The organism is Cognatilysobacter xinjiangensis (assembly GCF_014651995.1).
Taxonomy (GTDB): domain Bacteria; phylum Pseudomonadota; class Gammaproteobacteria; order Xanthomonadales; family Xanthomonadaceae; genus Cognatilysobacter; species Cognatilysobacter xinjiangensis.
The window spans coordinates 220,959-241,676 of record NZ_BMXY01000003.1 but is presented as its reverse complement, the minus strand read 5'-3'; the positions used below and the strand labels follow the sequence as shown (position 1 = coordinate 241,676).

Below are 20,718 nucleotides of genomic sequence, written 5' to 3'. Positions count from 1 at the left end.
TCCGGACGGGATGCGCATTGTCGCCGATCGCGCCGGAGGCAGCGTCGAGGCGTCAGGCGGCGTGGTGGCGCGGCAGGCCGAGCGCATGGCGGCGCACATGGCGCGCGAGGTTGTCGCGCGCGATCGCCAGCATGTGCAGCGGCGCGTCGGGATCGGCTGCGTCCATCACCCGACATGCGGCCTCGGCGGCATCGGCCGCGGCCTGCGCGGCGGCGCGGTCGGCCAGCATCGTCTGCAGCAGGCGCGCCTGCCCCATCAGCCGGCGCTCGAGCACGAAGTCCGGGCCCGCGCCGGCGCGGCGCATGGCATGGCTGATGCCGTCCTCGAAGTAGGCATGCTGCTGGTGGAGGCGGTCGGCGGTGATCTCGTGCATGGAGCGGGTCCGGCAGGGGGCGCAGAGCGTGGTCGTCCGCGCGTGAGCGCGAGGTCGCGATCGCCCGGGAACGTTGCCGGCCGCCTAGACCGGCAGTGGCGACGCGCGCCCGTTCGCGGGCGACAATCGCGGGGCCGTGTCCGTCCGCATCGCCCGTAGCCCAACGCCGACGCGCGCCGTGCGCGCAGGCGTCGTCGCGTGCGCGGGGGCCGCGCGATGAGCGCACCCGTGCGCAAGGTGATCCACGTCGACATGGACGCGTTCTACGCGAGCGTGGAGCAGCGCGACGATCCGTCGTTGCGCGGCCGCCCCGTCGTTGTCGCCTGGAAGGGCCTGCGCTCGGTGGTCTGCGCGGCGAGCTATGAGGCGCGCGTGTTCGGCATCCGCTCGGCGATGCCCGCGGTGCGTGCCGAGCGCCTTTGCCCGGATGCCGTGTTCGTGCCGCCGGACTTCGCGCGCTACAAGGAGGTCTCGCGGCAGATCCGCGCGATCTTCGCGCGACATACGGCGCTAGTGGAGCCGCTGTCGCTGGACGAGGCCTATCTCGACGTCACCGTGCCGCTGTCGGGCCTGGCCAGCGCCACCGACATCGCGAAATCCATCCGCGCCGAGATCCGCGAGACCACTCGGCTGACCGCATCGGCAGGCGTCGCGCCGAACAAGTTTGTCGCCAAGATCGCCTCGGACCACCGCAAGCCCGACGGCCTGTTCGTGGTGCCGCCGTCGAAGGTCGAGGCCTTCCTCGCGCCATTGCCGGTCGGACGCCTGCCGGGCGTGGGCCGGGTCACCCAAGGCGAGCTTGAAGCGATGGGCCTGCGCACGGTCATCGACCTTCGCGAGGCCGGCCGCGAGGCGCTCATCGAACGTTTCGGCCGATGGGGCCGGCGCCTGCACGAGCTGAGCTGGGGCATCGACGAGCATCCGGTGGAGCCCGAGCGCCCGCACACGCAGATCTCCAGCGAGGACACGCTTGAGAACGATCTCGCGCTGGACGCGCTCGCGCCGCACATCGCGCGCATGGCCGAACGCACCTGGGCCGCGTGGCTGCGCCAGCGCGAGCGCGACGCGCACGAGGGGCGCCCCGCCCGCCGCCCCCGCACCGTCGTGCTCAAGCTCAAGACGTCCGACTTCCGCATCCTCACCCGCTCGCTCACGCCGGCGCGCATGCCCGGCGACGCCGCGGCGCTCGCCGCGCTCGCGGTGTCGCTGCGCGAGCGCGTGGCGCTGCCCGCGTCGACGCGGTATCGGCTGATCGGCGTGGGCCTGGCGAACCTCCACGAGCCCGGCCCGCAGGTCGACCTGTTCGAACCCGCGCACGACGCCTGATGCGCGCGGCGCGGGCGTCGGCACGTGGCATCGGTCACGGCCGCGCAAGCATTCCTTTCGACCCCGGCGCATGGCAATGTGAACGGGGGACGGTGCTTCACACCGTGGACAACCGGAATGGCCGCCGATTTCAACGCGTTCGACGCCAGTCCTGTGCCCATGTGGGTCTACGAGCCCGGCAGCCTTCGCATCCTCGCCGCCAATGCCGCGGCCGCCGCGGCCTACGGCTACGACCGCGAGGCCATGCGCTCTCTGACCCTGCTCGACCTGCGCCCCGAATCCGAACACGAACGCCTGCTCGCGCACCTGCGCCGCCCGCGCGGCGCGCGCGACGAGGGCTTCTGGCTGCACTGCCACCGCGACGGCAGCCACATGCACGTGCAGGTGCAGGTCGCAGACATCGATTACGACGGCCGCCCCGCGCGCCTCGTGGTGGCGCGCGACGTCAGCGAGGCCGAGCGCGCGCAGGCCCGCGTGCGCCTGATGGCGCAGGCGATGAGCGATGCCGGCTACGACTGGGACATGGCCACCGGCCGCATCTGGTTCAGCGACAGCTTCGCCATCAACTTCGGTTTCGACTCGGCCACGCTGCCGACCCTGATCGACGACTGGACGCGCCTCGTGCATCCCGACGACCGCAGCCGCGTCACCGCGGGGCTGGATGCCGCGATCCGCGCCGGCGAAACCTACTGGACCGACGAGTACGCGTTCCAGCGCGGCGACGGCACCTACACCGACGTGCTCGACCGCGGCTACATCCAGCGCGACGGCCACGGCCACGCGGTGCGCATGGTAGGCGGCATGATCGACCGTCGCCCGCAGCGCATCATGTCCACGCGCCTGCGCCTGCTCGAGCGCGCGGTGCACGCCTCGGGCAACGGCATCCTGATCGCCGACGCCGCCGATCCGGCGCTGCCGATCGTCTACGCCAATCCCGCGTTCGAACAGATCACCGGCTACGCCGCGGTCGACATCGAAGGCCGCCCGTTCGACTTCCTGCAGGCCGACGAGCCGGCCGTTGCCGAGGCCGTGCACCGTGCGCTGCGCGAGGGCGAGGAAGTGCAGGTCGAGCTGCAGGGCCTGCATCGAGACGGCACCGCGTTCTGGTACGACTACCGCATCACCCCGATGCGCGACGCGCAGGGCCGCGTCAGCCATGTGCTCGGACTGATGGCCGACACCACCGAGCGCCGCCAGCATGCACTGCAGATGCAGTGGCGCGCCACGCACGACGCGCTGACCGGCCTGCCCAACCGCCACTTCGTGCTCGAGCGCATCGGCGAGCTGCTGCGCGGCCTGCAGGGCGAGGCGCGGGTGAGCGTGCTGATCGTCGACCTCGACGAGTTCCGCCTGGTCAACGACGGCTTCGGCCATGCCGCGGGCGATCGCGTGCTGTGCGAAATCGGCGCACGCCTGCGTCGCGTGCTCGGGCCGGCCGCGCTGGTCGGCCGCTCCACCGGCGACGAGTTCGTCGTCGTGCTCGACGGCGAGGACGAGATGCAGGCCGAGCGCGTCGCCGCGCGCGTGCATGCGGCGCTGGTCGAGCCGCTGGAAAGCGTGGTCGAGCGCTGCAACCTCAGCGCCTGCATCGGCTACAGCCATTACCCGGAGGACGCCGGCAGCGCCGAGAGCCTGCTGATGTGCGCCGAGCTCGCGATGGGCAAGGCCAAGAAGCAGGGCCGCAACTGCACGGTGGCCTACCGCGCCGGCGCCACGCCATCGGGCGGCGGCAAGCTGCAACTGCTGCAGGAGCTGCGCGAAGGCCTGGAGCGCCGCGAATTCCGCCTGCTGTTCCAACCGCTGTTTTCCGCCGACCTGCGCCTGGTCGCGCTCGAAGCGCTGGTGCGCTGGCAGCATCCGCGTCGCGGCCTGTTGCCGCCCTCGGAATTCATCGCCGTCTGCGAGGAGAGCGGCCTGATCGTGGAACTCGGCCGCCGCGTGCTGCACGAGGCCGCGCGCCATCATGCGCTGCTCGCGCAACAGGGCCTGGGCCACGTGCGGCTGTCGGTGAACGTGTCGGCCATGCAGTTCGCGCACGGCTTGCTCGACGACGTGCAGCAGGTCGTGCGCGAGTTCCAGTTGCCGCCCGGCGCGCTGGAGCTCGAACTCACCGAGAGCGTGATCGTCGACGATCCCGCGCGCGCCGCGCAGGTGATGGTGGCGCTGGCCGAACTGGGCGTGACGCTCGCCATCGACGATTTCGGCGTCGGCTATTCGTCGCTGAGCTACCTCAAACGCCTGCCGATCCATCGGCTCAAGATCGATCGCTCGTTCGTCAACGACCTCGAATCCGACGCGAGCGACCGATCGATATGCGAGGCGGTGATCGCGCTCGCGCGCACGCTGCAACTGGGCGTGGTGGCCGAGGGCGTGGAATCGGAGTTCCAGCGCGACTGGCTGCGCAGCAGCGGCGCGGGCGAGCTGCAGGGCTACCTGTTCGCCAAGCCCCTGCCGTTCGAGACCGCCACGCAGGTGGCGCCGGTCGCGGCCGAGCCCGCCGGCTGAGCGGCCGTTCAGGCTCTACGGCCGGTCTTCGCCTGGTCTTTACGGCCGCTGGCGATCCTGTGCGCGACGCGAGACCGCGTCGTCTCGAATCCAGGAGCTTTCCATGAACACCAACAAGATGCTGCTCGCGATCGCGCTCGGCCTGGCGCTGACGGCCTGCAACAAGGATCAGGCCGCCGATTCGGCCGGCGAGGCCGCCCAGGCCGCCGGCGAGGCGCAGGAAGCCGCGACCAACGCCGCCGCCACGGGCGATGCGCAGGCTGCCGCCACCGCGCAGTCGGCCGCTGACGCCGCCGCCGCCGCCGCCGATACCGCCGCCAACGCTGCGGCCAATGTCGGTGGCACCGAAGAGACCCGCCGCGACGACCTCGCCGACGCCGCCGAGCAGTCGGCCGACGCCGCCGAGCAGGCGCGCAATGCCGCCGAGGAGGCCAACGCGGCCGCCGACGGCAAGAACAACACGAACGGCCAGTAATCCGCGTTCGGGTGGAAACGAAAAGGGCCGCCTCCGGGCGGCCCTTTTTTTGTGTCGCCAGCGCGGCTCAGACGTCGCCGTCGGTCAGCCAGCCCTCGCCGGTGCCGCGGTTGAACACGCGATCGCCCTCGCGCACGTGGCCGGCGGGGATCGAGTCCTGTTGCGCAAGGCGCGCATAGATCGGGGTGAAGTCCGGCTGCGTCGCCTCGAACAACTGCTCGAACGAGTCGATGACGAAATACGTCTTCTGGTAGGTGTCGATGCGGTAGCGCGTGCGCATGATCCGCTCGAGGTTGAAGCCGATGCGGTTCGGCGCATCCGACTCGAGGCAGTGGATCGATTCGCCCTTCGACGACAGGATGCCGCTGCCGTAGATGCGCAGTCCGTCCGGATCGCGGATCAGGCCGAATTCCGCCGTGTACCAGTACAGGCGCGTGAGATTGGCCAGCGCCTCCGGACCAATGCCGTGCGCCTTGACCCCGCCGCGGCCGTAGGCCTGCATGTAGTCGGCGAACACCGGGTTCATCAGCAGCGGCACGTGGCCGAACAGGTCGTGGAACAGGTCCGGTTCGGACAGGTAGTCCATCTGCTCGGGCGTGCGGATCCACCACGTGACCGGGAAGCGCCGGTTCGCGAGGTGGTCGAAGAAGTCGAGCTCGGGCAGCAGGCCCTGCACGCCGATCAGCTCCCAGCCGGTGGCCGCGCGCAGCACCTTGTTGAGGTCGTCGAACTTCGGGATCTCGTGCGCGCTCATGTGCATGGCGCGCTGCGCGTCGAGGAACGCCTGGCTGGCGCGGCCGACCAGGATCTTCTGCTGGCGCTCGAACAGCTGCGCCCAGACGTCGTGGTCGATCGGCGTATAGCCGGACCAGGGCTGCTCGATCACGGCCGTGGTGTAGACGGGCACGTAGCCCTTGTCGGTGAGCTGGTGCTCGATGCGCTGCGGCTGGGCGTTCATGGCGGGCCTCCGGCTGACGCTCCAATCTAGACGGCGCGGCGCGCAACGGGGTTGCGTTGTTGCGCCCCTGCAGGCCCGTGGCGCACGATCCGTGCGTCATACGAGGAAAACGCGCAACAGATGGCCACCATCGACCTCGACCGCACCGACCTGCTCCTGCTCGCTGCCCTGCAGCACGAGGGCCGGCTGACCAACGCCGAACTGGCCGAGCGCGTGCACCTCTCGCCCTCGGCCTGCCTGCGCCGTGTGCAGCGGCTCGAGCGTGACGGGGTGATCGCCGGCTACGCGGCGCAGGTCGATCCCGAGCGGCTGGGCCTGGGCCTGCAGGCCTTCGTGCGCGTGCAGCTCGTGCGCCACGATGCGGCCTCCGTGGCGGCCTTCAGCGGTTTCGTCGAGCAATGGGAGGAGGTGGTGGCCTGCCATGCGCTGACCGGCGACATGGACTACCTGCTGCAGGTCGCGGTACGCGACCTCGAGCATTTCTCGCGCTTCCTGCTCGACCGCCTGCTCAACCAGGCTGGCGTGGCCGACGTCAATTCGAGCTTCGTGCTGCGCACCGTCAAGGCGTTCCGCGGCCTGCCGCTGCCGCGCGGCTGAGGCTCAGCCGGCCGCCTCGCCCGCGCGGCGGCCACCGGCCGGCTCGACGTCGAGCACCACGCGGTCGCGACCGGCGCGCTTGGCCTCGTAGAGCGCGACATCGGCCCGCGCCAGCGCCCGTGCGAAGGCCACGTCCGCGGGCCAGCCCGCGACGCCGACGCTGATCGTGACCGGCACCCCGCCCAGCGGCGCGGCGGCGATCGAGGCACGCAGGCGCTCGGCGGCCTGCACCGCCTCGTCCAGCGAACCGGCGTCGAGCAGGGCGAGGAACTCCTCGCCGCCGTAGCGCGCCAGCCGCGTGCCGGCGCGCAGCTGGCGCGGCATGTGGCGCCCCAGCGCGCGCAGCACCTCGTCGCCGCCCTCGTGGCCGAAGGTGTCGTTGACACGCTTGAAGTGGTCGACGTCGATGAGCAGCAGCGCGGCCCGCCGCCCCTGCGCGAGCACCTCGGCATGCCAGGCGTCCACGCCCTCGTGCAGCGCGCGGCGCGACATCAGCCCGGTGAGTTCGTCGGTGCCGGCCTGCACCCGCAGGCGCTGGCCCAGCCGCGCATTGGCGAGGTTCAGCACCAGCGCCCCGACCACCAGCGGCAGCAGCGCATAGGTCGCCGCGTACAGGCTGAGCGCGGGCTCGGGCACGTACATGAGGTGGCGTCGCTCGGGGCCCGAGTAGGTCATGGCGCCGAACAGCCCGTAGGCCCAGGTGGCGGCGTAGAACGTCATCGTGGCGGCCACCGTCATCTCGGCCGCGCTGCGCGGCGCCAGCAGCGCGGGGCGCAGGGCCACCGCCGCGGCGCTGGAAACGGCCAGGCAGGCCGCATGGAAGACGATGCCGAACGCGTGGTGGCCCTGCGTCCACGCGAGTGCCAGCACGCCCGTCGGCAGCAGCACGTCGAGCAGCGCCGGATGGCGCACCACGTGGCCGGTTGCCAGGGCCAGCAGGCCGCGCGAGACCAGCGCGGTGGCCGCCAGTGTGGCCGACGCGCCGACGAGGATCGGCAGCCGCCAGGCCCAGCTGGTGAACGCGTTCTGCGACAGCCCGAAGCCCAGCAGCAGGAATCCCCACAGGCACCAGCGAAGCGGCCGGCGCAGGCTGCGGTCGGTCTGCATGGCCAGCCGCATCATGCCGGCACTGACGAACGCGCCGCTGCCGCCGATGACAAGGGCCGACATCATGTCGATGGTGTGCATGGGCGGGCGTCAGGAGGCGTTGGCGCGATATCGGCGCGGCACGGAAGCTCTACAGCGACAGCGACAGCGACAGCGGCGCGTCAGGCGGCCTCGAATTCGTCCCAGAGCGCGACCAGCCGTGCGAGCGGCGCATTGCCCTCGATGCGGTCGCGGACCAGGGCCAGCGAATCGACCCATTCCCCGGTGGCCGCGGCGCGGCGATGGTCGGCATGGAAGCCGCGGAAGCCCATGTACCAGCGGTCGAACGCGCGTTCGACGCCGGTGGCGCGCTCGATCACCGCGAGGTCGTGGTGCAGCGGCGAGGCCTGGATGGCGCCGAGCGTGCGCTCGATCGCGGCGGGCTCGCCTTCGAGGTACTGCACGATGCGGTCGCCGTCGCGCAGCAGCGCGCCGGTGATGCCGCGACGGGCGTTGCGCACGCGCGAGCCGATCAGGATCACCTCGAGTTCGGCATCGGTGAGGCGCTCGTCGGCGCGGCTTTCGTAGAGAAGTGCATCGATCATCGCGACAGTCTGCATGTCGCGCGTCGACATCGCGCGTACCGGCGTCACGCGCCGGCGGATCGATCAACAGGCGGGATCGCGGCCCACCAGCTTCGACAGCCGGCCCTGCTGCGCCTTGCAGGCCGCGCGCGCGCGTTCGGCGTCCTTGGCGGCCTGCGCTTCGGCGCGACTGCGCGCGGCCTGCGCACGCGCCTGCTGCAGCTGCGCGATCTTCGCGCGGATCTGCGGCAGCGCCGCCACCGCCGCGCGCTCGCCCTCGAGGATCGCGGTGGCCTTCTGCTCGAATGCCGCCGGGCCGATGTCGTTGACGCTCGGGCGGATCACCACGTCGGCGCGCGCGAGTTCCTGCGCGCCGAGCTTCTGGCCCATGATCGTGATGGACTGGTTGACCGTGCCCAGCAGGCTGCCCGGCGCCTTGCCGCTGGCCTTGGTCGAGATGTCGACCGCGATGACGATATCGGCGCCGAGCTGGCGCGCGGCGTCCACCGGCACCGGGCTGACCACGCCGCCGTCGACGTAATGCGACCTGCCGATCGCCACCGGCTCGAACACGCCGGGGATGCTGCTGGACGCGCGCACCGCCTGGCCGGTGTTGCCGCGCACGAACACCGTGCGCTCGCCGGTTTCCAGCTGCGTGGCCACCGCAGCGAACGGCTTGCCGAGGCGGTCGATCGGGCGGTTGCGCACCTGCGCGTTGACGTAGTCCTGCAGCGCCTGGCCCTGCACCAGGCCGCCGGAGAACAGGCGCACGTCCTTGATGCGGTCTTCGTCGAGCGCGACCGCCTGCTTCTGCAGCGCGAACGCGTCCATGCCGCTCGCGTAGAGCGCGCCGACCACGCTGCCGGCGCTGGTGCCGCTGACCACGTCGACCTTGATGCCGTTGGCCTCGAGCATCTTGATCACGCCGATGTGCGCGAAGCCCTTGGCCGCGCCGCCGCCGAGCGCGAGGCCCACGCGCACCGGCGCGACGGGCGCGGCGACCACCGCGGGCTTCACCGCCGCCGGGGAGGGGCGCGTCTCGTTGCCGCCGCAGCCGGCGAGGACGGCGGTGAACAGCGTGGCGGTGGCGAGCGTGCGCAGGGACGTCATGGGCTTGATCGGGGCAGCGGGGCGGGCATTGTCGCCGCCCCGCGCCGGTGGCCGCTTAAGACGGGCTGACGGCGTGTGCGTCGTCGCGCAGCGCCATGTCGCGGCCGACGGGGACGCCGGGGACGGCGTTCGCGCCACCGCGGCGGCGACCGCCGCCGTGCGCCATCGTGGCGCCCGCAGGCTCAGAAGCCGTTGTCGCCGTCGAGCAGGCGACCCAGACCGCCGAGCATCGAGCCCTCGCCCACGTTCTTGCCGCCGCCCTGCGGCGCCGCGGCCAGCATGCGCCCCGCCATGCGAGAGAACGGTAGCGACTGCAGCCAGACCTTGCCCGGGCCGGTCAGCGTGGCCAGGAATACGCCTTCGCCGCCGAAGAACATCGACTTGATGCCGCCGACCGGGCGCACGTCCATGTCGACGGTGGGATGGAAGGCCATCACGCAACCGGTGTCGACGTCGAGGCGCTCGCCGGGTGCGAGGTCGCGCTCGACCAGCGTGCCGCCGGCATGCACGAACACCCAGCCGTCGCCCTCGAGCTTCTGCATGATGAAGCCCTCGCCGCCGAACAGGCCGGTGAGGATCTTCTTCTGGAAATGGATGCCGACCTGCACGCCGCGCGCGCCGGCGAGGAACGAGTCCTTCTGGCAGATCAGCCGGCCGCCGTGCTCGGACAGGCGGATCGGCAGCACGGTGCCCGGATACGGCGCGGCGAAGGCCACGCGCGCCTTGCCCTGGCCGTTGTGCGTGTACACCGTGGTGAACAGGCTCTCGCCGGTGATGACGCGCTTGCCCGCGCTCATCAGCTTGTCCATGAAGCCGCCGCCCTGGCCGCTGCGCGAGCCGTCGCCGAACGCGGTCTCCATGCCGACCACCGCGTCCTTGTACATCAGCGCGCCGGCTTCGGCGATCGCGCTCTCACCCGGATCGAGCTCGATCTCCACGAACGGCATGTCGTTGCCGACGATGCGGTAGTCGATGTCGTCGTTCATGCCGCGCGAGCCGGCCATCGGCGGCGGAGGCGGCGGCATGTGCGTGCCGGGGCCGCCGAAGGCCTCGGCGAACTCCGGCATCGCGCGCACCGGCTGCCAGCCCGACAGGCCGTCGCGCCAGCACACGTGGTCGGGGTTCTGCCGCGCGTAGGCGAAGGCGGCGTCCGGATCGAGCGGGCCCACGCGCTCGCTGGTGCGGGAATTGACGAAGAACCACTGGCTCACGGCGCGCTCCATGTCGGCGGAAGGGAGGAAGTGTAGCGAGGGTGCGAAGGCGGGCATCCGTCGCAGGTCATGCGCGCGACACGCAGGCGCCGGCATGCTGCCTGTACGGGAAGCGATTCACCGTGCGCGTCCATCACGCTCCGGCGTCGGACGCGGCCCATTCTCTGGTCGGACCGCGCCGCTGCGGACGCGACTCAGCGTTCCGGGCCGGCCTGGCACGGATCACGGCGCGCATTGAACACCTCGCGCTCCGTGTCGTCGCGGCCATCGCCACACAGCCAACGCCGGCCGGTCACCGCCTCGGGCAGCACGATCGGTACTTCGACCGGCTGGAGGCCGACCGCGGCCGCAAGATTGCGCCAGCGACGCCCGTCGCGCACGTAGACGTAGGCGAGGTCGATCGCGCGGCCATTCACTTCGACCGTCCAGTACGCGCGGCCTTCGGGGCTGCGGTAGACGGTGGCGCCGCGCGGGTCGTCCCAGATGCGGGCGATTCCGCTGGAACGGACGGTCATGCGGCGCGAGGCCGTTTCGCCGCAGGCCGCGCAGTAGACGTGGACGACGCTGCCGATCTGCAGGCGCCGCAGCGCCGCCTGTGCATCCGGCAACTGCACGTATTCAAACTGGTCGGCGCGCACCGCGGGTACGGCGAGCACGGCCAGCGCGGCGAGCAGCAGGGCGGCGAGATGGCGCAGGCGCGCCTGCTGCCGGCGGCGCGGGCGGGGGGCGCCACTCATGGCACGCGTGCCGCCACCCAGGCGTCGACGCGCTTGACCCCGGCCTGGCGCAGGGCGCTCGCGGCCGCGCGCAGCGTGGCGCCGGTGGTCATGACGTCGTCGACGATCGCCACGTGTTCGGGCAGCGGCAGCTTCGGCCAAGCCTGGAACGCGCCCTTGAGGTTGCGCCGGCGCGCGATCGCGGACAGCCGCGACTGCTCCTGCGTCGCACGCAGCCGCACCAACGCTCCCGGCAGCACCGGAACGCCCAGCGCGCGCCCGAGCGGACGCGCGATCTCCAGCGCCTGGTCGAAGCCACGCCGGCGCAAGCGCGCGCGGTGCAGCGGCACCGGCACGATGGCCTGCGGCCGTGCCGCCTCGCGCAGGCGCGTGGCCATCAGCTGTGCGACCAGCCGGCCCGCGGCGAGGTCGCCGCCGAACTTCAGCCGCGGCAGCAGGCGATCGAGCGGCGCGGCGTAGAGGAAGGGCGCATGCGTTTCGGTGATCGGCGAGCGGCCGTCGAGACAGGCGCCGCAGATGCCGCCGGCGTCGGGCAGCGGCAGCGCGCAGCCCAGGCACGCGCTGCGGTTCACCGGCAGCGCGGCCTCGCAGGCGGCGCAGAGATCCAGGCCGTCCAGGCCCGGGTCCTCGCAGGCGAGGCAGCGGGTCGGCCACAGCAGGCGGGTGGCGTCGTTGCGCAGCCAGAAGGCCAGGCGCTCGCGCAGGCCGTCAACCGGCGGCGGGGCGATCGGGTTGACAGTCGCGTCCATAGGTTTCCAGACTGCCCGCCCCGCCTCGGCGTGACTGTCGGAAAAATCCTATGGAAGCTGTCAGTGAAGTGCGCGCCGTGCCCGCCGGCCTGCGCCACGACTGGTCGCGCGAGGAGATCCTCGCCCTGTTCGCGCTGCCGCTGACCGAGCTGCTGCATCGCGCCGGCACGGTGCACCGCCAGCACTTCGACCCGGCCGAGGTGCAGGTCTCGACGCTGCTCTCGGTCAAGACCGGCGGCTGCCCGGAGGACTGCGCCTACTGCCCGCAGGCGCAGCGCTACCACACCGGCGTCGACGCCACGAAGCTGATGGAAACCGACGCCGTGCTCGCCAAGGCCCGGCAGGCCAAGGCCGCCGGCGCCACGCGCTTCTGCATGGGCGCGGCCTGGCGCAGCCCGAAGGACCGCGACATCCCGAAGGTCGCCGAGATGATCCGCGAGGTGAAGGCGCTCGGCCTGGAAACCTGTGCCACGCTCGGCATGCTGTCGGGCACGCAGGCGAAGGCGCTGCGCGAGGCGGGCCTGGACTACTACAACCACAACCTCGACACCGCGCCCGAGTTCTACGGCGAGATCATCCAGACCCGCGAGTACCAGGACCGCCTCGACACGCTGTCGCACGTGCGCGACGCCGGCATGAAGACCTGCTGCGGCGGCATCGTCGGCATGGGCGAGACGCGCGAGCAGCGCGCGGGCCTCTTGCAGGCGCTGGCGAACCTGCCCGCGCATCCGGATTCGGTGCCGATCAACAAGCTGGTGCAGGTGGAAGGCACGCCGCTCGCCGGCACCGCGGCGCTCGATCCGTTCGAGTTCGTGCGCATGATCGCGGTGGCGCGGATCATGATGCCGCGCTCGATGGTGCGCCTGTCGGCCGGCCGCGAGTCGATGAGCGACGAGCTGCAGGCGCTGTGCTTCGCCGCGGGCGCGAACTCGATCTTCTACGGCGAGAAGCTGCTGACCACCGGCAACCCCGACACCGAGCGCGACCTTGCGCTGTTCGACCGCCTCGGCCTGCGCGCGATGCAGGTGACGGAGACGGCGAACACCGTGCACGCCGACATCGTCGATGCCGAGCCGGCGTTCGGCGCCGCCTCGATGGGCTGCGGCACGGGCTGCGGCTGCGCGGCCTGAGGTGATCTGGCGCGAGCGCATCGCCGAATCCAACGCCGCCCGTGACGCCGCGGCGCGACGCCGCGTGCGCCGCACCGTCGGCAAACGCGATGGCATGCGCTGCGAGGTCGACGGGCGCGCGCTGCTGAATTTCTGCAGCAACGACTACCTCGGGCTGTCGCAGCATCCCGAGGTGATCGCCGCGCTGCGCGACGCGAGCGTCGACGGCGTCGGCAGCACGGCCTCGCACCTGGTCTGCGGCCACCATGCGCTGCACGACGCGCTCGAGCGCGAGATGGCCGACTGGCTGCAGGCGCCGCGTGCGCTGCTGTTCGGCAGCGGCTTCGTCGCCAACCTCGCCGTGCTGCAGGCGCTGCTGCGCAAGGGCGACGTCTGCCTGCAGGACAGGCTCAACCACGCCAGCCTGATCGATGCCGCGCGGCTGTCCGACGCCACGCTGCGCCGCTATCCGCACGGCGAGGTCGGTACCGGTGAGCGCCATATCGTGGCCGCCGGTGGCGCACCGGCGCTGATCGCGACCGACGGCGTCTTCAGCATGGACGGCGATGTCGCGCCGCTGCACGACCTCGTTGCCGTCGCGCGGCACCACGACGCGCTGCTCTACGTCGACGATGCGCACGGCATCGGCGTGCTCGGCCCCGAAGGCCGCGGTAGCGTGGCGGCCGCCGGTTACGGCGTTCGCGACGTGCCGCTGCAGCTCGCCACGCTGGGCAAGGCGCTGGGCACGTACGGTGCGGTCGTCGTCGGCGACGAGGACATCGTGCAGTACCTGTCGGAAACCGCGCGCGGCTACGTCTACACCACCGCGTTGCCGCCCCCGCTCGCGGCGGCGAGCCTCGCGGCCGTGCGCATCGCGCGTCGCGCCGACGACCGCCGCGACACGCTGCGCGCGCTCGTCGCGCGTTTCCGTGAGCGCGCCGCGCAGAACGGCCTCGACGTGCTGCCGTCGGACACCCCGATCCAGGCGGTGATGACGCACGACGACCGCCGCGCGCTCGCGATGTCGAAGTCGCTGGAAGACGCCGGCTACTGGGTCTCCGCGATCCGCCCGCCCACGGTGCCGGAAGGCGCCGCGCGGCTGCGCGTCACGCTGACCGCGCTGCATGCCCCGCACGACGTCGATGCGCTCGTCGAAGCGCTGGCGCGTGCGCGCGACACCGCATTCGAGGCGGTGAGTCCGTGAGCGGCGAGACCGATCTCGCGACGATGCTCGGCACGCTCGACGTCGAGCCGCGCGACGGAACCTGGACGCTGCTCACGCGCCGTGCGCCGGACGCCGCGCTCGACGCGCAGGCCGCCGCGCGCATCGACGAGCGCGAGGGCATCACCTACGTCGTGCCGGAACACGTGGCGCGCGAACACGGCGAGTCGCCCCGCTTCGTCGCGGCATGGCTTACCTTGCGCGTGCATTCCGCGCTCGACGCGGTCGGCCTTACCGCGGCCGTGTCGCGTGCGCTGGCCGATGCCGGCATCGCCTGCAACGTGCTGGCAGGCTTTCATCACGATCACCTGCTTGTGCCGGCGGCACGTCGCGCTGATGCGATCGCCGCGCTGCACGCGCTGCGCGGGAACTGACATGCACATCGAATCGCACGGCGATGGCCCGTCCATCGCGCTCGTCCACGGCTGGGCCATGCACGGCGGGCTGTTCATGCCGCTGGTCGAACGCCTGCGCGGCCACTACACGCTGCATCTCGTCGACCTGCCCGGCCACGGGCGCTCGCACGACAGCGACATGCCGCTCGATCCCGCTGCGCTCGCGCCGGTGCTGGTCGATGCGGTGCCCGACGCGGTGTGGCTGGGCTGGTCGCTCGGCGGGCAGTTCGCGCTGCGCGCGGCGCTCGACCAACCGGCGCGCGTGCGCGGACTGGTGATGCTCGCTTCGTCGCCGCGCTTCGTGGTCGCCGACGACTGGCCTCATGGCGTCAAGCCGACGCTGTTCCGCGATTTCGGCGACGCGCTGTCCAGGGATTTCCGCGGCACGCTCGACGGTTTCCTCGCGCTGGAAGCACTGGGCTCGGCCAGTGCGCAGACCGAGCTGCGGGACCTGCGCGCGCGCGCCTTCGAACGCGGCGAGCCCGCGCCCGCGGCGCTGCTGCGCGGGCTCGAACTGCTCGACGCATTCGATGCACGCAATGAACTGCCGCAGCTTCGCGTGCCGAGCCTGTGGATCTCCGGCCGCCGCGACCGTCTCGTGCCCGCCGGCGCCATGCCCGCGGCCGCCGAACTCGCGCCGGATGCCACCAGCCTGGTGATCCGCGACGCCAGCCACGTGCCTTTCCTCGGCGCGGCGGACGAGGTCGCGCAGGCCATCGACGATTTCGCCACGCGCGCTTTCGCGCACGGCCACGACATGACGATGCAGCTTCGATGAGCGAGATCTTCGACCACCGCCAGGTCGGCCGCGCCTTCTCGCGCGCCGCCACGCATTACGACGAAGCCGCCGCGTTGCAGCGCGAGGTCGGCGTGCGCCTCGCCGAATCGCTGCCCTACTACGAGGACAAGGCGCTGGGCGCGCGCACGCCGCAGCTGGTGCTCGACGTCGGCTGCGGCACCGGCCACGGCACCGCGCTGCTGCAGGCGCAGTGGCCGAAAGCGCAGGTGATCGGCCTCGACCTCGCGCCCGGCATGGCGCGCGAGGCGCAGCGTCGCGTGTCGACGAAGCGCGGCCTGCTGGATTTCTCGAGGAAGCCGCAGATCCTGCGCGCCGATGCGCTCTCGCTGCCCTTGCGCGAGAGCAGCGTCGACGTGCTGTTCTCCAACCTCTGCCTGCAGTGGATCGAGGACCTGCCGGCGGTGTTCGCGGGTTTCCGTCGCGTGCTGAAACCCGACGGCCTGCTGCTGGTGTCGACCTTCGGCGACCAGACGTTGATGGAGCTGCACGAGGCGTTCTCGCAGGCCGACGACGCGCCGCACGTGAGCCCGTTCGTCGACATCGCGCGCTTCGGCGACGCGCTGATCGCCGCGGGCTTCCGCGATCCGGTGCTCGACCGCGACCTGTTCCGCGTGTCGCAGCCCGACCTGCCCACGCTGATGCGCGAGCTGCGCACGCTGGGCGCGACCAATGCGATGCGCGATCGCCGCCGCGCGCTCACCGGCCGCGCACGTTTCGCGCGCGCCGCGCAGGCCTACGAGGCGCTGCGCACCGAGCAGGGCCTGCCGGTCACCTGGGACGTCGTCTACGCGCAGGCCTGGGGCCCGAAGCCGGGCGCGCCGATCCGCATGGGCGGCATCGACGAGGTGCGCGTGCCGGTCTCGCAGATCCCGATCCGGCGACGCGGTTGAACGCGCCCGCACGCCTGGCGCTCGCGGCGGTCGGACTGGCGCTCGCGTCGGCGCTGTTCTTCACCTCGACCTACGTGCTCAACCGCGCCGCCGCGCTCGACGGTGGGCACTGGGCGTGGACGGCGTCGCTGCGCTACCTGTGGACGGTGCCGCTGATGCTGCCGCTGATGCGCGGTCGCTGGACGCCGCTGTGGCGCGCGATGCGTGCGCATCCGGGCGCTTGGCTCGCATCGAGCGGCATCGGTTTCGTGCTGTTCTACGCCTGCCTGAGCTATGCGGCGGCGAGCGGCCCGGCGTGGCTGGTCGCTGGCACGTTCCAGCTCACCGTGGTCGCCGGCATGCTCTGCGCGCCGCTGCTGTACCGCGATGCGCGAAGGCGCATTCCGCCGGCGGCGCTGGTCACTGGCCTGATCGCCTTCGCCGGCGTGCTGCTGATGCAGCGCTCGCAGGCCGGTGGACGGCTCGACGCTCAGGCATGGATCGCGATCGCCTGCGTCGCGGTGAGCGCGTTCGCCTATCCGCTGGGCAATCGCGGGCTGATGCTGCACCTGGAACGCGCGGGCATCGAACTCGACGCCACCCAGCGCGTGTTCGGCATGACGCTCGCGAGCCTGCCGCTGTGGCTGCCGTTCGTGGCCTATGCGCAGCTGGCCGCCGGCGCGCCGCCGCTGCGCCAGGTCGGGTTGACGGGCGGCGTCGCGCTCGGCGCGGGCATCGTCGCCACGGTGCTGTTCTTCCGTGCGACGGGACTGGTGCGGCGCGATCCTGTCGCGCTGGCCGCGGCCGAAGCGATGCAGGCGGCGGAGATCCTGTTCGCCACCGCGATCGGCGCGCTCTGGCTCGGCGAGGGCTGGCCGACCGGCCATGCAGCAGTCGGCGCGTTGCTGGTGATCGCCGCGATCGTGCTGTTCAGCGCGCTGGTCGCGCGGCGTCCGCCGGCCGCGGCGTGACGCGGAACAGCACGCGTTCGCGGTAGGGCGCGCCCAGCGCCTCGACGTCGAAGCCCTGCGCCTCGATGCGCTCGCGTACCTGCGGCCACAACCGCGCATGCGTGATCCACAGCGTGTCCGGCTCGTGCTCCCCGAGTTCGGTGGCGAGGTCCTCGTCGTAGTCGGGGTTGAAGCGCGACTGCGGATACGGGTCCAGCGTGATGCGCTCGATCTCCACGCCACGCCCGAGGTGCAGGTGCAGGCCGTAGCGCGCCATGTCGTCGACGAACAGCACCTCGCCGACGCGATCCTGCGTGCGCGCGCGGATCTCGCGCGCCCAGTCGGCGGCGTTCTTGTGCGTGGGCCAGTAAGCCGCGGCGGCCTTGAGCGCGAGCAGCAACACGGCCCAGGCCACGAGCCGCGGCCACGGCGGCAGCGCGCGGCCCTCGCGCTGGCGCTGCATCGCCACGAGCAGCGCGAGCGCGCCGAACAGGGGCAGGATGTAGAGCGGCAGCCGCGAGCGCGACAGGCAGAACACGATCAAGGGCAATGCGAGCCACAGCGTGACCAGCAGCCAGCCACGCTGCTCGTCGCGGCGCACGGGCAGGCGCCATTCGCGCAGTTGGACCGGCAGCGCGCGCAGCCAACGCCACAACGTGCCGGTCCATGGCAGCGTGCCGAGCAGCAGTGTCGGGGCGTAGATCGCGATCCAGCCCCACCACTGGCCATGCCGTCGGAATTCGTTGCTGGCGATGCGGCCCACCACCTCGTCGCCGAGGAAGTAGCGCAGCAGCCCCGGGTTGCCGTGGATCACCGCCGCGTACCAGGGCAGAGCGACCGCCATGAACACCAGCAGCCCGCTCCACTGCAGCACGCGGCGATGCGCATGGCCGCGCAGCAGCCAGTCGTAGGCGAGGATCGGCAGCAGTGGCAGCAGCCCGGGCGGGCCCTTGGTCAGGAACGCGAGGCCGAAACCCGCCCACATCAGCACCAGCCAGTACAGCGCGCGGCGAGCGGAACCGAAGCGCGCCTCGACGAACGCCCATACCCCCAGCGTCTCGGTGGCGGCGAGCACGTAATCGGTGGTGATGAGCTGCGTGGCGCCGAACGGAAACAGCATCGTCGCGTAGACGACGGCCGCGGTGCGTTCGCTGCCCGGCGCGATCCGCCGCGCCATGCGCGCGACGAACAGCACGCACAGCAGGTACGAGAGCGCCGCAGGCAGACGCGCCGCGAAAGGCGTCTGCCCGAACAGCGCGATGCTGCTGGCGATCGCCCAGTACGTGAGCGGCGGCTTGGTCCAGTGGCCGACCTCGTCGTTGCGGCGCGGATTCAGCCAGTCGCCGCTGTCGAGCATGTTGAGCGCGACGTTGGTGTAGCGGCCCTCGTCCGGGTCCCAGATGCCGCGCGAGCCGAGAAAGCCCAGCGCCAGCACGACGGCGAGCAGCGCGATCCACGGCCACGGCCGTCGCAGCATGCGCGGCAGCCGGACCGGGGCCTCGCTCATGCGCGCACCATTGCCTCGATATCGACGTTGCCGCCCGACAGCACGATGCCCACGCGCCGCTCGGCGAAGAGATCGGGATTGGCGAGCACCGCCGCGAGCGCGACGGCCGACGACGGCTCGACGAGCTGCTTCATGCGCGTCCAGACCAGCCGCATTGCCGCGAGCGTGGCGGCGTCGTCCACCACCAGCGCCCTGGCGCCATGCGCGCGCAGCATGTCGAAGTTGATCGCGCCGAGCGTGCCGCGCAGGCCGTCGCAGACGGTGTCGGGCGTGAATGCGGTGACGCGCGCGCCGCGCTCGAGCGAGGCCGCGGTTTCCGCCGCGCCGGCGGGCTCGGCGAGATACAGCTGCGTCGATGGCGACACGCCGGCGATCGCGAGCGCGGTGCCCGCGGCGAGCCCGCCGCCACCGACCGGCACCACGATGGCATCGAGCGCCCGTGTCGCCAGCAGCTCGAGTGCGGCGGTGCCCTGGCCGGCGATGACCAGCGGATCGGTGTACGGATGCACCAGGCGCGCACCGAGCGACTGCTGCAACTGCGCGCACATCGCTTCGCGCGCTTCGATGGTCGGCTCGCATCGATGCAGCACGGCGCCGTAGGCGGCGATGGCCGCGAGCTTGCCGGGCACGGCGCCCTCGGGCACGACGACGTGGCAGGCGATGCCGCGATTCGACGCCGCCAGCGCGAGCGCCGCGCCGTGGTTGCCGGAGGAATGCGTGACCACGCCGCGCCGCGCCCCGTCCTCGTCGAGCGACCACACCGCATTGCAGGCGCCGCGGAACTTGAACGCGCCGATACGCTGCAGATGCTCGGCCTTGAAGTGCAGGTCGCATCCGGCGAGCGCATCGATCGTGCGCGAGGTCAGTACCGGCGTGACGTGCGCATGCGGCGCGATGCGCGCGGCGGCGGCGAGGACGTCGTCGAATCCCGGGTCGGTCATGAAAGCGGGGCGGTCGAAAGAGCGCCTAGGGTAGTGGCTGGCCCGCGATGCGCGCAGCGCCGGTCGTCACGTGGCGCGGCGGCGTCCGAGCAGGCTCACCGCGGTGGAGCCGGCGACCACCAGCGCCGCACCGATCCAGCCGATCGCCGACATCGGCTCGGGCGCGAGCATCGACGGCCACAACCCGTGCACGATCGCCACCACCGCCAGGCACAGCAGCGGCGTCACCGCGAGCACCGCCGACACGCGCGAGGCCTCCCAGTGGGCGAGCGCCTCGGCGAAGGCGCCGTAGGCCACGACGGTGTTGAGCGCGCAGAACGCGAGCAGGCCCCACTGCGCGCCATCCAGGCGCAGCAGCTGCGTCGGATGCGCGAACGGCCACAGCAGCAGGGTGGCGACGACGTAGATCGCCGCGAGGATCTGCATGGAACCCAGCTTCACCAGCAACTGCTTCTGGGCGAGCGCGTACACGGCCCACACCACCGCGCCCAGCACCACCAGCAGCGAGCCGGTGAGGTAGGCCCGGGTACCGCCGTGGCCCGGCGTGGTGTCCACGTGTGCGAGCTGGTCGCGGAAGAACAGTCCGAGCCCGGCGACCAGCAGCGCCATGCCGAGCCACTGCGCGGCGCGGAAGCGCTCGCCGAACACCACGATGCCGCCGACTGCCATCAGAAGCGGCGCCAGCTGGATCAGCAGCTGCGCATTGCCGGGCGAGGTGCGGCCCACGCCCAGCAGGTAGAAGACGTAGTTGCCCACCAGCATCGCCGCGGCGAGCGCCAGCAGGCCCATGCCGCGCCCGCCCAGCCCGCGCAGGCCGCCGAGCTTTCCGCGCAGCGCCAGCCAGCCCATGGTGAGCACGGCGGCGACCAGGAAGCGGAACCAGGTGAGTGTGAGCGGATCGAGCGCCTGCAACGTCACCTTGAGCGCGACGGGCAGCGTCGCCCAGCACAGTGCGGTGACCAGGCTCAGCACGAGGCCGAGGCGGGTGCGCCCGGAAGCGCGATGCAGGTTCGACATGTCGGGCTCCGGGCGAAGGCGTGCGATGCTCGCAGGCGCCCCGTCACCCGGCAATGCGGGCGCGCGCACCACTGTGTGCGGGCGATGCGTCGCGCGCTGCCTGAACCGTCGCGCTGAACCGGTCAGCGGCGTGCGGTCGACAGCGGAAAAGTTAAGCGGTAGTTCAATGCCACCGGCCGAAGCTGCATCGACCGCTAC

Annotated in this window: 21 protein-coding genes; 10 read left to right on the top strand and 11 right to left on the bottom strand. The window is 72.0% G+C overall.

Annotated features, from left to right (window positions below):
- Positions 1-52: 52 nt before the first annotated feature.
- The gene (locus IE066_RS11915) at positions 53-373 is read right to left on the bottom strand and encodes a hypothetical protein (protein ID WP_189450163.1); all 321 of its coding nucleotides are present in this window, start codon (positions 371-373) and stop codon (positions 53-55) included.
- 216 nt (positions 374-589) lie between these two features.
- Here IE066_RS11915 and dinB point away from each other — a divergent pair, with 216 nt between their 5' ends.
- From dinB to IE066_RS11900, 3 genes are all read left to right on the top strand, one after another.
- The gene (dinB, locus tag IE066_RS11910) at positions 590-1,699 is read left to right on the top strand and encodes a DNA polymerase IV (protein ID WP_189450161.1); all 1,110 of its coding nucleotides are present in this window, start codon (positions 590-592) and stop codon (positions 1,697-1,699) included.
- Positions 1,700-1,816: 117 nt separating this feature from the next.
- Positions 1,817-4,204: a sensor domain-containing protein gene (locus IE066_RS11905; RefSeq protein WP_189450153.1), complete on the top strand. Its 2,388-nt coding sequence runs from the start codon at positions 1,817-1,819 to the stop codon at positions 4,202-4,204.
- A 103-nt stretch (positions 4,205-4,307) separates the two neighbouring features.
- Positions 4,308-4,679, top strand: coding sequence for a hypothetical protein (locus IE066_RS11900; protein WP_189450151.1), 372 nt, complete (start codon positions 4,308-4,310; stop codon positions 4,677-4,679).
- A 67-nt stretch (positions 4,680-4,746) separates the two neighbouring features.
- Here the strand turns inward: IE066_RS11900 and phhA are convergent, their stop codons facing one another.
- Complete coding sequence (gene phhA, locus IE066_RS11895) at positions 4,747-5,637, bottom strand: phenylalanine 4-monooxygenase (RefSeq protein WP_189450149.1); 891 nt, start codon at positions 5,635-5,637, stop codon at positions 4,747-4,749.
- 120 nt (positions 5,638-5,757) lie between these two features.
- Here phhA and IE066_RS11890 point away from each other — a divergent pair, with 120 nt between their 5' ends.
- Complete coding sequence (locus IE066_RS11890; RefSeq protein ID WP_189450146.1) at positions 5,758-6,234, top strand: Lrp/AsnC family transcriptional regulator; 477 nt, start codon at positions 5,758-5,760, stop codon at positions 6,232-6,234.
- Positions 6,235-6,237: 3 nt separating this feature from the next.
- Here IE066_RS11890 and IE066_RS11885 read toward each other — a convergent pair whose 3' ends face one another.
- The 6 genes from IE066_RS11885 to IE066_RS11860 all read right to left on the bottom strand — a co-directional run bounded on the left by IE066_RS11885 (position 6,238) and on the right by IE066_RS11860 (position 11,711).
- Positions 6,238-7,422, bottom strand: coding sequence for a GGDEF domain-containing protein (locus IE066_RS11885; protein ID WP_189450144.1), 1,185 nt, complete (start codon positions 7,420-7,422; stop codon positions 6,238-6,240).
- A gap of 80 nt (positions 7,423-7,502) precedes the next feature.
- Positions 7,503-7,955, bottom strand: coding sequence for a BLUF domain-containing protein (locus IE066_RS11880; protein WP_189450141.1), 453 nt, complete (start codon positions 7,953-7,955; stop codon positions 7,503-7,505).
- A gap of 33 nt (positions 7,956-7,988) precedes the next feature.
- The gene (locus IE066_RS11875) at positions 7,989-9,014 is read right to left on the bottom strand and encodes a patatin-like phospholipase family protein (protein ID WP_189450139.1); all 1,026 of its coding nucleotides are present in this window, start codon (positions 9,012-9,014) and stop codon (positions 7,989-7,991) included.
- Positions 9,015-9,196: 182 nt separating this feature from the next.
- Complete coding sequence (locus IE066_RS11870; protein WP_189450137.1) at positions 9,197-10,225, bottom strand: TIGR00266 family protein; 1,029 nt, start codon at positions 10,223-10,225, stop codon at positions 9,197-9,199.
- Between the two features lie 194 nt (positions 10,226-10,419).
- Entirely contained in the window at positions 10,420-10,962 is a 543-nt protein-coding gene (locus IE066_RS11865; RefSeq protein WP_189450135.1) for a hypothetical protein, read from the bottom strand.
- Positions 10,959-11,711 (bottom strand): ComFC family protein, encoded by a 753-nt coding sequence (locus IE066_RS11860; RefSeq protein ID WP_189450132.1) that lies wholly within the window; start codon positions 11,709-11,711, stop codon positions 10,959-10,961. The genes IE066_RS11865 and IE066_RS11860 overlap by 4 nt, the downstream gene beginning before the upstream one ends.
- Before the next feature lie 77 nt (positions 11,712-11,788).
- Here IE066_RS11860 and bioB point away from each other — a divergent pair, with 77 nt between their 5' ends.
- From bioB to IE066_RS11830, 6 genes are read left to right on the top strand one after another with little or no spacing between them, the layout of a single operon-like run.
- Positions 11,789-12,841, top strand: coding sequence for a biotin synthase BioB (bioB, locus tag IE066_RS11855; protein ID WP_189450388.1), 1,053 nt, complete (start codon positions 11,789-11,791; stop codon positions 12,839-12,841).
- A complete protein-coding gene (gene bioF / locus IE066_RS11850) occupies positions 12,777-14,024 on the top strand; it encodes an 8-amino-7-oxononanoate synthase (RefSeq protein ID WP_189450131.1) in 1,248 nt (415 codons plus the stop codon). The genes bioB and bioF overlap by 65 nt, the downstream gene beginning before the upstream one ends.
- On the top strand, positions 14,021-14,416 hold the full coding sequence (locus IE066_RS11845; protein ID WP_189450129.1) for an ACT domain-containing protein: 396 nt from the start codon (positions 14,021-14,023) through the stop codon (positions 14,414-14,416). Before bioF ends, IE066_RS11845 begins: the two co-directional genes overlap by 4 nt.
- A 1-nt stretch (position 14,417) precedes the next feature.
- Entirely contained in the window at positions 14,418-15,215 is a 798-nt protein-coding gene (bioH, locus tag IE066_RS11840; protein WP_189450127.1) for a pimeloyl-ACP methyl ester esterase BioH, read from the top strand.
- A complete protein-coding gene (gene bioC / locus IE066_RS11835; RefSeq protein ID WP_189450125.1) occupies positions 15,212-16,126 on the top strand; it encodes a malonyl-ACP O-methyltransferase BioC in 915 nt (304 codons plus the stop codon). The genes bioH and bioC overlap by 4 nt, the downstream gene beginning before the upstream one ends.
- On the top strand, positions 16,123-17,076 hold the full coding sequence (locus tag IE066_RS11830) for a multidrug resistance efflux transporter family protein (RefSeq protein WP_189450123.1): 954 nt from the start codon (positions 16,123-16,125) through the stop codon (positions 17,074-17,076). Before bioC ends, IE066_RS11830 begins: the two co-directional genes overlap by 4 nt.
- On the opposite strand, the gene IE066_RS11825 is transcribed toward IE066_RS11830, so the two are convergent.
- The 3 genes from IE066_RS11825 to IE066_RS11815 all read right to left on the bottom strand — a co-directional run bounded on the left by IE066_RS11825 (position 17,036) and on the right by IE066_RS11815 (position 20,520).
- Positions 17,036-18,562: an ArnT family glycosyltransferase gene (locus IE066_RS11825; RefSeq protein ID WP_229790798.1), complete on the bottom strand. Its 1,527-nt coding sequence runs from the start codon at positions 18,560-18,562 to the stop codon at positions 17,036-17,038. The two genes, IE066_RS11830 and IE066_RS11825, sit on opposite strands and share 41 nt — an antisense overlap.
- A complete protein-coding gene (locus IE066_RS11820) occupies positions 18,559-19,503 on the bottom strand; it encodes a pyridoxal-phosphate dependent enzyme (RefSeq protein ID WP_189450121.1) in 945 nt (314 codons plus the stop codon). The genes IE066_RS11825 and IE066_RS11820 overlap by 4 nt, the downstream gene beginning before the upstream one ends.
- Before the next feature lie 66 nt (positions 19,504-19,569).
- A complete protein-coding gene (locus IE066_RS11815; protein WP_189450119.1) occupies positions 19,570-20,520 on the bottom strand; it encodes a DMT family transporter in 951 nt (316 codons plus the stop codon).
- Between the last annotated feature and the right edge of the window lie 198 nt (positions 20,521-20,718).